Consider the following 13,356-nt stretch of genomic DNA (forward strand, 5'->3'; position numbering starts at 1 on the left):
TCCGAAAGCCAAGGCTTCACACTCAAAGCCAGGGCTTCACACTCAAAGCCAAGGCTTCACACTCAAAGCCGGTGCAGCGGTCAAAAGCCACTCGCCCTGCCGCGTGGACTTGACCAGGGATTGACACTTGGCCGGGAATCACCGAAGACACCGGGCCGCAAAAAGTACCGCGCAGCACCAAGACTGAGACCGGGAAAAGTCCCAGCGGCACCGTTGTCCGATACGCCCTACCCGTGAGCGCCGTTGCTGCCGGCGATGCCGTTGCCGCCCGAGGCGCCGGTAGCGCCGTTGCTGCCGGTGGCACCGTTGGACCCGTTGAACTGACTGCTCCCGTTGTTCCACGAGGTGCCCGCGCCGCCGGCACCGCCGGTGCCGCCTGAACCGCCGGAGCCGCCTGTGCCGGCAGCGCCGCCAACGCCGCCGGCGCCGCCGCCGACAGTGCCACCATTGACACCCAAGCCACCGGCGCCACCGCCGCCACCGTTGCCGCCTGCGCCGCCGGTGCCACCGGTGCCTCCGCTACCGCCCCAGCCACCGTTACCGCCGCTGATGCCGCCGCTTCCGCCGCTGCCGCCCTGGCCGCCCACGGCCCCGACTCCACCGCCGCCGCCGGCCCCGCCGTCGCCACCGATGCCGCCGACCGCGTTCCCAGCCCCGTATCCGGCGTTGCCACCGGCTCCGCCCGCGCCGCCGTAACCGCCGTTGCCGCCGCCAGCCCCTTGACCACCCTTACCGCCGTTGCCGCCCGGACTGTTGGTCGGCACCGCGGCATTGCCGCCCTCGCCGCCCCTGCCGCCCATGCCGCCGCCGGCGCCACCTTCACCGCCGACGCCACCGGGGCCACCGCCCGGGTAACCGGGGAGAGTCCCGGCGTTGTATCCGCCCTTGCCGCCGGTGCCGCCGTTCGCCCCGTATCCGCCGGTGCCACCCGCGCCGCCGGTGCCTCCGATGGCACTTGTCCCGTTGGACCCATTGCCGCCCATGCCGCCGGTGCCACCGTTAGCCCCGTACCCGCCGGTGCCGCCGGCGCCGCCGGTGCCACCGACCGCGAACATCTTGGCGTCGGCCAGGGTCGACCAACCGCCGTTGCCGCCGGTGCCGCCGATCTCGCCGTACCCGCCGTTCGCGCCGGCGCCGCCGGTGCCGCCCACCTGGTTGGGGGCAATGACATCCACCCCTTTGGCCCCGGACGCGGCGGGACCTGACTGGTTGGCGAAGGCGCCGGGGTTGACGCCGGCAGCACCGCCGGCGCCGGCACCCCCCTTGCCGCCATTGCCGCCGCTACCGGCGTTGCCGACGCTGCCGTTCGAAGCTCCGACACCGCCGGCCGTGCCGCCGGCGCCGCCGTTACCACCATTCCCACCGATGCCGCCGCTGCCACCGTTGGCGCCGTTCGTCGTGGCACCGCCACCGGCGCCACCGTTGCCGCCGCTGCCGGCGTTACCGCCCTTGCCGCCGTTTCCGGCGCCGGTACCGCCGGCCACCGCCGCTGCGCCGCCGTCGCCGCCCTTGCCGCCGTTGCCGCCGTTGCCGCCCGCGGAGCCGGCAGCGCTGCCGGTGCCGCTCTTGCCCAGCGAGCCGAGGCCGCCGTTGCCGCCGATGCCGCCATCGCCTGCGAAGCCCACGGCCCCGCCGGGGGCTGCGGCCGCACCGGCTTGGCCGCCGGTCCCGCCGGTTCCGCCATGCCCTCCGTGGATGGATCCGGTGGTTCCGGCGCCGCCGGCACCGCCGGTGCCACCGATCCCACCGTTTCCGCCTGCGCCCAAGGTGCCCGATTTGAAGCCGGCAGCGGTCGCGTTACCGGCTGCGCCGCCCTGGCCGCCCGTTCCACCGGTTCCGCCGATGCCGCCGGTCGCACCGGCACCACTGGTGCCGCCGGTGCCGCCGATACCGCCGACGCCCCCATTGCCGCCGTTGCCGCCGTCGCCGGATATCGATCCGCCGCTGCCACCCTTTCCGCCCTTGCCCCCGTTGCCGGCATTCCCACCGGCGCCCCCGTTCTGGCCGGCGCCGGATGCGTCCGACCCGGTAGTGCCGATGGCACCTGCTCCCCCGGTGCCGCCCGCGCCACCGCTACCGACCGGCCCGGCGTCGCCGCCGTTGCCCCCGTTGCCGCCGTTGAGCCCACTGAAGGCGGGCGCGGCGGCGCCGGTGCCGCCGATACCGCCGTTGCCGCCGACACCCAGGTCGCCGGATTTGCCGTTCGCACCGGCCGCGCCGGCGTGGACACCGCTACCGCCGCCGGCACCCCCGGCGCCGCCGCCACCACCGGCGCCCGGGTTTCCGCCCTTGCCGCCGTCACCACCGTTGCCGCTGCCGCTGTTGGCGAAGGTGCCGGTACCGCCGGCACCGCCGTCGCCGGCCGCTCCGCCGAACCCGCCGGTGCCCGCAACCCCGCCGGCACCCCCGGTGCCGGTGCCGGACGCGCCGGTACCGGGCGCGCCGCCCGCGCCGCCTTTGCCGCCGGTACCACCTTGACCGCCGTTGCCGCCCAGACCGCCGGTCTGTCCCGCGTCACCGGTGTTGCCGTTTGCGCCGGACCCGCCGATTCCTCCGACGCCGCCGCGGCCGCCGGCGCCACCATTGCCTCCGACGCCGGAGATCGACCCGCCTTTGCCGCCGGCTCCGCCCTCGCCGCCGTCGCCGCCGTTACCACCCGCGGCACCGTGGCCGCCGGCACCGCCGGACTGACCGGATTTGGTCCCGTTCGTGCCTTCGACGCCCATCGCTCCCGCTCCGCCGGCGCCACCGGTACCGCCGTTGCCGAACGCTCCGGCGTCGCCGCCCGACCCGCCCTTGCCGCCGTTGAGGCCACTCAACGCCGGTGCGTCAGCTCCTGCGCCGCCGGTGCCGCCGTGCCCGCCGACGCCGTGGGCGCCCACGACGCCGTCCGCGCCCTTGGCGGCTGTGCCGTAACCCGCTCCGCCCTTGCCGGCGGTGCCACCGGCACCTGGCGTCCCGCCGGTCCCGCCGTCACCGCCGTTGCCGGTGCCGCCGTTCTCGAAAGTGCCGGCGCCGCCGGTGCCGCCGCTGCCGGCAGTCCCACCGAAACCGCCGTTTCCGCCTTGGCCGCCGACACCGCCCTTGCCGGTGCCCGAAGCCCCGGTGCCGGGCGCGCCGCCCTGGCCGCCGTCGCCGCCGGCACCGCCTTGACCGCCGTTGGTGCCGGCGCCGGCGGTCTGGCCTGCTAGTCCGGTGGCACCGTCGGTGCCGGCGCCGCCGAAGCCGCCCGTGCCGCCGGTCCCGCCGGCGCCGCCGTTGCCGCCCACCCCGGACGTGGTGCCGCCGCTACCGCCGACACCACCGTTGCCGCCGTGGCCGCCCGAGCCGCCGATCAGGCCGTTGAGACCTTGGGTCCCGTTGGCGCCGGCACCCCCGGCCCCGCCGGTGCCGCCGTTGCCGACCGGCCCGGCGTCACCACCGTTGCCGCCGTGGCCGCCGTTGAGTCCGCTGAATGCGGGCGCGGTGGCACCGGCGCCACCGGTACCGCCGTGACCTCCCGTGCCGATTGCGCCGACGGATCCGTCGGCACCCTTCGCGCCGGTGGTGCCGCCGCCTGCGCCGCCGGTGCCGCCGGTGCCGCCGGAGCCGACCGTTCCGCCCGCTCCGCCGTTGCCGCCGTTTCCGGTGCCGCCGTTGGCGAAGGTGCCGACACCGCCCGTCCCGCCGCTGCCGGCGATGCCGCCGGTGCCGCCGTCGCCCGCCGCGCCGCCGCCCGCATCGATGCCTTTACCGGAAGCACCGCTACCGGCCTGCCCGCCCGCGCCGCCGTTACCGCCGGTGCCACCCTGACCGCCGTTGGTGCCGTTTCCACCGGTAGCACCCAGCGCGCCGGTGTTGCCGTCGTAGCCGTTGCCGCCGAACCCGCCGAGGCCGCCGCGACCACCACCGCCGCCGCTGCCACCGAATCCGGACGTGGTACCGCCAGCGCCGCCGGCGCCGCCGGCCCCGCCGTTGCCACCGTTACCGCCGATGCCGCCGTTCTCGGCGGCGGTGGTTGCGTTGGTGCCGTGGGCTCCGACATAACCGTGGCCGCCGCTACCGCCGGTGCCGCCGTTGCCGACCGACCCGCCGTCACCGCCCTTGCCACCCGCGCCGCCGTGACCGCCGTCGACGGTTGCGGAGGCACCGACGCCGCCGGCGCCGCCGTTGCCGCCGAAGCTCGGGCTGCTGCCCGTCTTGCCGTTTGCCCCGCTCAGGGCCCCCGTGCCGCCTGCCCCTCCGGAGCCGGCCGCGCCGGCGGCACCCGGATCGCCGCCGTGGCCGCCGTTGCCGCCGTTGCCCGCGACTCCGTTCACGACGGCACCGTTGCCGCCACGCCCGCCGTGCCCCGGGGTGCCGCCCTGACCGCCGTCACCGCCGGCGCCGCCCTGACCGCTCACGCCCTTGCCCAGCGCGGTGCCGCCGACGCCGCCGGCGCCGCCCTGGCCGCCCGATCCACCGTCGCCGCCGTCGCCGCCGGCCACACCGGCACCGCCGTCCGTGCCGGTGATGCCGGCGCTGCCGTCCGCGCCATGGCCACCGGCACCGCCCACGCCGCCGTTGCCGGACGTCGTGCCACCAGCGCCGCCGTCACCGCCGGTACCGCCGTTGCCGCCGGCGTTGCCGTCGGCGCCCGGGGCCACCACCGGTGCGCCGGCGAACCCGGCACCACCGGCACCGCCGGCGCCGCCGTCGCCGACCGACCCGCCATCACCACCGTGGCCGCCCGCGCCGCCGTGTCCGCCGGCTGTGATCGCGCCGGCACCTGCCCCGCCGGCGCCACCGTTGCCACCGGAGGCCGCCGTGCTCCCGGCCTTGCCGTCCGCGCCGAAGGTGCCCGGCTGGGCGCCCGCGCCGCCGGCGCCGCCGAGACCCGCCGCACCGGCCGCGCCCGGATCGCCGCCTTTGCCGCCGTCGCCGCCGTTGCCCGCAACCCCGTTGGTGACGGTGCCCTGGCCACCGGCACCCCCGTTACCGGGCGCGCCGCCGCTGCCGCCGTTGCCGCCGGCACCGCCTTGCCCGCCGGTGCCGGAACCGAGCGCAACACCGCCGAGCCCCCCGGCTCCGCCCTTGCCGCCGGCGCCGCCGCTACCGCCGTCGACGCCGTTGGATCCGGCCCCGCCGGCGGTTCCGGACACCCCGGCGGTGCCCTCGGCGCCCGCACCACCGGCGCCACCGACGCCGCCATTACCCGAAGTCGTGCCTCCGGCGCCGCCGTCACCGCCGGCTCCACCGTCGCCCCCGGCGTTGCCGGTTGCTCCCGGAGCCGTCACCTGCGCGCCGGCCCGTCCGGCCCCGCCGGCCCCGCCGGCACCACCCGTCCCGACCGCTCCCGCGTCGCCACCCCGACCGCCGGCACCACCGGCCGCACCGGCGGTTGTCGCGTCAGCCCCGGCGCCGCCCGCACCGCCGTTGCCGCCGGTTGTGGGGGTGGCGCCGTGCAGTCCGGCACCGGCTCCGGGCGCGCCCGCACCGCCCGCGCCGCCCAGGCCGGGGTTGCCGCCGCGGCCACCCTCGCCACCGCTACCGGCGACCCCGTTGACGACGGTGCCCTTGCCGCCCGCTCCACCGGTTCCGGCGGTACCACCCGCGCCGCCGGCACCACCGGCGCCCGGGGTGCCGGCCTGGCTGAACAGAGCACCCCCGGAGCCGCCGACGCCGCCCACCCCGCCGGTTCCGCCGCCGCCGCCGTCGCCGCCGGCTCCACCGGGCAGGCCCGGGTCGCCCACCGCGCCGAGACCACCGGCACCGCCCGCGCCACCGACACCGCCGACGCCCCCGGCGCCCCCGTTGCCGTAGAGCAGTCCCGCGTTGCCGCCGGCGCCGCCGTTTCCGCCCAGACCGCCGGCCGTGCCGTTGCCGCCGTTGCCGCCCGGTGACAGGGCGTCGCCGCCGACAGACCCGGAGATGCCGGTGCCACCGGCGCCGCCGGCGCCGCCGTTGCCGAAGAGGAATCCCGCGTTGCCGCCGGCACCGCCGCTGCCGCTCTGGGCGCCACCGATGCCGCCGATCCCGCCGGCCCCGCCGGCGCCGGTCAGCAGTCCGCCGCTGCCCCCGGCTCCGCCGGTGCCGCCGGTGCCGGTAGCGGAGAAGCCGCCCGCGCCGCCGGCTCCGCCGGTGCCCCACAATGCAGCCGCACCCCCGGACCCGCCGGTACCGCCGGTGCCGGACACCGAGGATCCCCCGGCCCCGCCGAAGCCCGCCGCGCCGAACAGGCCGGCCGCTCCGCCGGCGCCGCCGCTGCCCCCGACACCGCTCGTCGACGATCCGCCGGCCCCACCGATTCCGCCGACGCCGAACAGGCCGGACGCCCCGCCGCTGCCGCCCGCGCCGCCGTTGGCACCGTTCAGACCGGTCGCGCCGGAGCCGCCGGCACCGCCATTGCCGAACAGCAGGCCCGCCGCACCACCGTGCTGCCCGGTGCCCGGCGCCCCGTCGGCGCCGTTACCGATCAGCGGACGGCCCAACAAAGCCAGCGACGGCGCATTGATTGCGTTAAGTGTCTCGCGCATGAACGCCGCGCTGACAGCCTCGGCGCTTGAATAGGAAGCCGCAGTCGCCTGCAAAGTGCGAACGAATTGCTCGTGGAAAACGGTCGCTTCGGCGGCAAGGTTTTGGTAACTGACGGCATGCGCGCCGAATAACGCCGCGATGCGGGTGGAAACTTCGTCGGCGGCGGCGGCCAACATCTCCGTCGTGGGCACCGCTGCAGCGACATTGGCTGCGCTGATTGTGGATCCAATGCTCCCGACGTCCGATGCCACGGCGGCGAGTGTCTCGGTTGCAGCAATCACGTACGACATGGCAGTAGAACCCGCTTTCCCAAAAGTGGCCCGACCCGCCGATGCTATTACTCGCCTGCCGAATCTCGACTAGATCCGGCGTTCGTTATCGAAACGTTATAGCCGTCATAGAAAACGTCTATTTGCTTTACAAGCGGCCTTTAATTGCATGAATTCGACCTTCTTGTATGGCAGGTGGTCACCGAGTGCGGGCAGTGCCCATCGCCGGTTCGATGTCGGCGACGCAAGAGACGAAATCTCCCCGGCGCAGCCGGCGCCGGGGAGACTAGGGAGAAAATTCGCGCTCAGTTTTCCTTGAGGATCAGCTTCCGCAACGCCGCGCCGTCGGAGGTGAGCAGTTCCTCGATACGAGGCTTGTTCACCTCAGCGACGATGATCTCGCCGACCTCCTGATACACCTCGCTGAAGATGCCGTGCGACTTCATCTTCTCGGTCTGGTACTGGTTGTCCTCGGTCGGCGTGACGTAATAGACCGCGTCGGCCTTGAACCGGTGCACCAGCCACAGATGGATCAAGGTCATCAGCCGCTTCTGGCGTAGCTTCTCGGCGAAGGTGTTCTGGTCACGCACCTGCAGGATGCTCCGACCGTGCCGGTCCTTGATGGGGTCGACGACGACGTTGGCCAGCTGCTCGTCGGCGTCCCCGTAGATCCCCAGTTCCAGCACATCCGAACCGGCGCGGCGGGGCCGCAGCGTGACCCGGAGCTTCTCGCCCAGCTGATAGTGCTCGCTCCACACCGCCAGCCACTCCTCGAGCAGCTTCTTGGGCACCTCGGTCTGCACCAGGTGCTGGTGCTGGGTGGACCCCTTGCCCATGGATTTGGTGGTCGCCGTGCGTCCCGAGGACGCCGCCAGCGCGGCGTCGCTGCGCGGCCCGCCCACCAACGTCTGCGGCGTGCGGTACGGCGACTCGACCAGGCGCATCTTGCGTTGCAGCCGGGCCAGCGCCAGCATCCCGTCCTGGCGGAGGTTGGTGGCGAACTCCTCGGCGGCGACGCCGTCGATCTGGTGTCCGCCGTAGGTGATGAAGTTGAAGACGAACCCCATCTTGCCCAGCTCCGCGGGGAACTCGCGCATCTCCTCGTCGGTCATGCCGGTGGTGTCCCAGTTGAACGACGGCGACAGGTTGTAGGCCAGCATCTGGTCGGGATATACGGCATGGATGGCATCGGCGAACTGGCGTGCGTCGGCCAGATCAGCGGTCTTGGTCTCCATCCACAGGATGTCGGCGAACGGCGCAGCCGCCAGCGACTTCGCGATCGCATAGGGGATGCCGCCGCGGATCTGGTAGTAGCCCTCCGGCGTCTTGGCCAGCTCGCAGTCCCACCCCGGGTCGACACCCAACTCTTTGGCCTTGCGTCGCGCGTCATAGAGCGACGCCGTGGCGGCGAACGTGCGCCAATCCTGTGCGCTCATCCCACGCGGCTCGTCGTCGCTCTCACCGAATTCCAGGACCTCGGCGACCGCTTCCCCGTAGGTGAGCACCCCGGCGTCGTCCTCCCAGGCGGCCACGAAACGCGATTCGACGTCGTCGTACACGTCGTCGATCGAGGTCTCGCCGTTCTCCCGCCACGTCTTGATCGCCTCGGCGATCAGCTCGGTGATTCCCTGACGCTCCAGCCACGCGCCCGCCTCGGCGTACTCGTCGTCGCTGAGCGAATACAGCAGGTGCCCGTTGAGTTCCTCGACACCCGAGTCGTAGAACCGCCGCATCATCGCCAGGAAACACGCCTTGTACGACGGCACCTGGAGGTTGGTGGCCCCGAGCAGGAACGGCTGGTCGCGTTCGTCGCCGCGGCTGTCGAGCAGGTTGGCCGCCTCGGCGTCGGTGCGCGCGACGATGATGCCGGGCACCCGCATGATGTCGAGCTGGAACCGGGCGGCGTTGAGTCGCTTGATCTGTTCGTCCGAGGGGACCAGGACCTTGCCGCCCTGGTGGCCGCACTTCTTGGTGCCCGGGCGCTGGTCCTCGATGTGGTAGCCCGGCACGCCGACCTCGGCGAAACGTCGAATCAGGTTGCGCACGTGCGGATCTCCGCCGTGACCGGTGTCCGCGTCGGCGATGATGAACGGCCGGTAGTCGAAGAAGGTGGCCGACGCGCGCTGGCGCTCGCTCATGTTCAGCCGCTGATATTCCTGGTTGCGGTCGGCGGTCAGCAGCGCACGCACCAGCACCGCGGCATCGTCGGGCACCTGGCTCAACGGATAGCTGGCCAGGTCCGGTCCCGGGTCCTCGGTGACCGAACCCTTGGCCGAGGTCGCCCAGCCGCCGAGGTAGATGGCCTCGATGCCCATCCGCTTCATGCTCACCGCCTGCCCCGGTGAATAGGGGCCGAACGTGGTGACGCTCTTCTTCTCGGCGAACAGTTCGCGCAGCCGCGGGAAGAAGGCGGCCGCCGCCTCGCGGGCCACGGTGTAGTCGACCGGGATCGTGCCGCGTTGCTCGACGACCTGGCGGGCCGTGTAGAGGCGGGTGATGTCGGCGAAGCGCGGGCTCTCGAAGTAGCGCTGCGTCGCGGCGACGTCTTCCTCGAACTGTGATTGGACCGCATTGTCCGTTTCCGCGATGACCATGGCCTTACGCTCCTCTTCAGCCCCGATTCACCTGACGCACGAAGTGTATGCCCCAAGATAGTGATCTGAATCACCGGCCGAGGGGCCTGCATCACAATGGCTTTCGCGCCCCGTCCGGGGCGAGCGTCAGCTCGGTCCCGGTACGGCCGCGCCGTACCGGTGGCAGGCGGCCAGCGCCAATTCGACGTCGACGCGGTCATCGATCGGACGTCCGCGACGAGCGACGGCTTGCTCCACCCGGTTCCTCAGCACGGTGAAGGGGACATCGAGATCGCGTGCCGCGGCCTCGTGGACGGATCCGCTGTGCAGGAACACCCGCAACGACTCCCGCAGCAGCGCGTCGTCGTCGGTGTCGGCGGCCAGCGGGCCGAGGACATCGGCCACCCATCCGCGGATTTCGGCGGTGTCGGTGCCGAGCAGTGCCACGGCCGCCAGGTCGGGATCGGTGGCCGCGGCCACCGTTCGCTGAGCATCCGCGTGCGCCGGGCCGCCGGCCGACACCGCCGACCGCACCCGCTGGGCCTGACGGTGGGAACGACGGAATCCACCCACCCCGGTGCCGATCGCGCCCAGCGCGATGGACGGCGAATCCTCTCGGACACGGGCGAATTGGCGCACCTTTGCGACGATGTCGCCGGGCGCGGTTCGAAACGGCAGCCAGCCCCAGGCGCTGGTCCGGTCGGCGGCGGCGAACAACGGGGCCGCGGAGGCGTCGACGGCCCCGGCCAAGCTGCGGACGAAGCGCTGCATGCGGGCCAGCTCGTCGTGTTCGGTCGCCGGGTCCGGCTGCCACGCGATGACCGCGACGTGTTGCCACCGCAACGGGTAACGGATTGTGGCAGAGGCGATGTCGACGTCGACGGCGGATCCGTCGGCAAGCACGTCCCGGACCCTCATCGCGCGGATACTGTTCTGGTTTTCCAGCCAGTGCTGGCGTTCGTCTTCGTACGCGCTGACCACGTGTTGGGACACCAGGTCGACGTATTCGAACACCAACGTGGTGATCACCTCGATCACGGCGACCCTGGTGGTGGGTTCGACGTCGAGGGCACGCAGTTCGGTGAACACCAGCTCGGTCATGTGCCGCTGCCCGAGTCGATACGCGCGCACCAGAGACGTGACCGGTACGTCGTGCTGGGCCACCCGCCGGGCGTACTCCAGCGCCGCATCGGGAGCGGTGATCTCGTCGACCGGGATGTCATGCAGCAGTGCATCGAAGATCGTCTCGATGTTGGACCGGATGCTGGCGCCCATCAACTCGAGCATGTGCGCATCGCCGCGCAGTTCGGGGACCTGTTCTTCGAGCGCTTTTTGAATCGTCGTACTGATGTCGGCGACCTGCCGTTGCAGCCCGGTCGCGATCGTCAAGACACAGCCGTGCACCTCGTCGTCACCGGACGAATAGCTCACTCTTGGAACGGTAACGCCACTCGTGACGGAACCGGTAGAACTCCGAGCCCGCCGCTATCCGGTGGCGAGGCCGGGAGTGTATGACGGAGACGTACCGCAACCGAACAAGGAGAAACCGTGCGCGCAGTCGTCATCACCAAACATGGCGGACCGTCGGTCCTGCAGGTACTGCAGCGTCCGGACCCGCCACCGCCGGGACCGGGCCAGCTGCGCATCGAAGTCCGGGCCGCCGGCGTCAATTTCGCCGATCACCTCGCGCGTGTCGGCCTGTATCCCGACGCACCCGACCTCCCCGCCGTGGTCGGCTACGAAGTGGCCGGCACCGTGGTGGCCGTAGGCGACGGAGTGGAAGACAGCCGGATCGGCGAAAGGGTCTTGGCCGGAACGCGTTTCGGTGGTTACGCCGAGATCGTCAACGTCGCCGCGGCCGACTCGGTGCCGTTGCCGGAGTCGGTGAGCTTCGAACAGGGCGCGGCGGTTCCGGTCAACTACGCCACCGCGTGGGCGGGCTTGCACGGCTACGGGTCGCTGCGCGCCGGCGAACGGGTGCTCATCCACGCCGCGGCCGGCGGCGTGGGCATCGCGGCCGTCCAGTTCGCCAAAGCCGCCGGGGCCGAGATACACGGCACCGCCTCGCCCGCAAAGCACCAGAAGCTGGCCGAACTGGGTGTAGACCGGGCGATCGACTACCGCCGTGACGGTTGGTGGAAGGGGCTGCAGCCCTACGATCTGGTGCTCGACGCCCTGGGCGGCACGTCGTTGCGACGGTCCTACGATCTGCTGCGGCCGGGCGGACGGCTTGTCGGCTACGGCATCTCGAATCTGCAGGAAGGCGAGAAGCGGTCGCTGCGCAGGGCGGCGCCGCACGCGCTGGCGATGCTGCGCGGGTTCAATCTGATCGATCAGCTATCGGAGTCCAAGACCGTCATCGGCCTGAACATGCTGCGGTTGTGGGATGACCGGGGCACGCTCGAACCTTGGATCACGCCACTGCGCCAAGCGCTCGACGACGGCATCGTGGCACCGGTCGTGCACGCCGCGGTCCCGTTCTCCGAAGCCCCTGAAGCACACCGGATTCTGGCGGCGCGGGAGAACATCGGCAAGGTGGTGCTGGTGCCGTAACGGCGGACAGCAATCCGCGTGTCAGTCCGCGGCCGCGATCAGCGCGGCGAGCCGGCTGCGGTCGACTTTGCCGGTCACGTTGTAGGGAATGTCGTCGACAATCCTCAGTCGCTCCGGCAATTTGAAGTAGGCGATCAGATCCGCGCAGTGCGTTCGCAGTTCCTCCAGCGTCACCGGCGCGCGCGACACCACCGCGGCACCTACCCGCTGGCCGAGTTCTTCGTCGTCGACTCCGGCTACCGCGACGTCACGCACCGCCGGATGGGACCGCAGCGCCTCCTCCACTTCGATGGGCCCGAACTTCTCGCCGCCACGGTTGATGGTGTCGCGCAGCCGGCCGCTCGGGTACAGGTAGCCGTCGGCGTCCCTACGGCCCAGATCGCCGGTGCGCAACCACCCCGCCGTGCTGTTCAGCGGGCTGTCGACCCAGATCTCGCCGACCGCGCCGACCTCCACTTCCACACCGGTGTCCGGGTCGACCACGCGCACGTCGACGCCGGGAAGGGGCCGTCCCACCGATCCGGTCCGGGCTGGATCATGATGATCCTCGGGCAGCAGGTTGGCGTAGGTGCCCAGAGTCTCGGTCTGGCCGAACACATTGGTGAACGCCACGTGCGGAAGGGCCGCAATTGCCTTGCGCATCAACGTCTTCGGCGCGGCCGCGGCCCCGTAGGTGATCGCGGACAGCGAGGACAGGTCGGTGGCGGCGAAGTCGGGATGTTCCAGGATTCGATGAATCATCGTGGGCACCAAGAACATTGCGGTCACCCGATGCCGGGACACCAGTCGCAGCCACTGGCCGGCGTCGAACCGGCGCTGCACCACCAGGGTGTTGCCCGAGTACAGACTGGCGAGCAAGCCGAGCGACCCTCCCACGTGGAAGTAGGGCACGCACATCATCACCGCGTCGGGTGGGGTGTCCGGCGAGAACGGCTCGGATGTCCGGTTGAGCCGTGCGCCGAGTTGCCGGCTGCCGATCGGGACCGTCTTGGGCAGGCCGGTGGTGCCGCTGGTGAACAGGACCATCGCGGGCAGGTCGTCGTCGACGCACACCGGAGGTCCCGGCCGTTCGTCGACGGCGAGGAGTTCGGACGCCGTCAAAACGGTGGGCACCGCCGCTTCGCGCAGACGGTCGGCGTGCGTCTCCCCCGCCACCGCCACGTCCGTGCAACCGGCGTTGTCGAGCAGTGCCCGCAGTTCCGGCGGCGTCAACGCCGGATTCATCAGCGCTGCCGCGGCGCCGATGCGGGCCGCGCCGAGCAGCGCGGCGATCGAAAGAAGGCTCGCGGTGTCGACGACGGCGACGCGGTCGCCGGGTCGGACACCGTGTGCGGCCAAGCCGGCCGCGCAGGCCCGCACTGCCCCGGCGAGTTCGGCATAGCTGTACGGGCGGTCGTCGATGACGAGCGCGGTGCGCTGCGGATCGTGTGTCGCCGCGGCGTCGACGATGGTCCCGATGTTCATGG

General features: G+C 72.5%; 5 protein-coding genes. 1 reads left to right on the top strand and 4 read right to left on the bottom strand.

Annotated features, from left to right (window positions below; translation table 11 throughout):
- Positions 1-227 precede the first annotated feature (227 nt).
- The 3 genes from AC5Y4D_RS03275 to AC5Y4D_RS03285 all read right to left on the bottom strand — a co-directional run bounded on the left by AC5Y4D_RS03275 (position 228) and on the right by AC5Y4D_RS03285 (position 10,768).
- Positions 228-6,785 carry a PE family protein gene (locus AC5Y4D_RS03275; protein ID WP_500036342.1) on the bottom strand — a complete coding sequence of 2,186 codons (6,558 nt, stop codon included), beginning with the start codon at positions 6,783-6,785 and terminating at the stop codon, positions 228-230.
- Positions 6,786-7,069: 284 nt separating this feature from the next.
- On the bottom strand, positions 7,070-9,358 hold the full coding sequence (aceA, locus tag AC5Y4D_RS03280) for an isocitrate lyase ICL2 (RefSeq protein WP_500036343.1): 2,289 nt from the start codon (positions 9,356-9,358) through the stop codon (positions 7,070-7,072).
- Positions 9,359-9,484: 126 nt separating this feature from the next.
- Entirely contained in the window at positions 9,485-10,768 is a 1,284-nt protein-coding gene (locus AC5Y4D_RS03285; RefSeq protein WP_500036344.1) for an RsbRD N-terminal domain-containing protein, read from the bottom strand.
- Between the two features lie 117 nt (positions 10,769-10,885).
- On the opposite strand from AC5Y4D_RS03285, the gene AC5Y4D_RS03290 reads away from it, so the two are divergent.
- Complete coding sequence (locus AC5Y4D_RS03290) at positions 10,886-11,890, top strand: zinc-binding dehydrogenase (RefSeq protein WP_499946795.1); 1,005 nt, start codon at positions 10,886-10,888, stop codon at positions 11,888-11,890.
- Between the two features lie 21 nt (positions 11,891-11,911).
- Here the strand turns inward: AC5Y4D_RS03290 and AC5Y4D_RS03295 are convergent, their stop codons facing one another.
- Complete coding sequence (locus AC5Y4D_RS03295; protein WP_500036345.1) at positions 11,912-13,354, bottom strand: class I adenylate-forming enzyme family protein; 1,443 nt, start codon at positions 13,352-13,354, stop codon at positions 11,912-11,914.
- Positions 13,355-13,356: the final 2 nt, after the last annotated feature.

This window comes from Mycobacterium sp. NGS67, assembly GCF_059812185.1.

What these genes read in the sequence shown, in the direction of transcription:
- AC5Y4D_RS03275 (WP_500036342.1), bottom strand. Translation starts at nt 6,785, where the DNA reads ATGTCGTACGTGATTGCTGCAACCGAGACACTCGCCGCCGTGGCATCG.
- aceA (WP_500036343.1), bottom strand. Translation starts at nt 9,358, where the DNA reads ATGGTCATCGCGGAAACGGACAATGCGGTCCAATCACAGTTCGAGGAA.
- AC5Y4D_RS03295 (WP_500036345.1), bottom strand. Translation starts at nt 13,354, where the DNA reads ATGAACATCGGGACCATCGTCGACGCCGCGGCGACACACGATCCGCAG.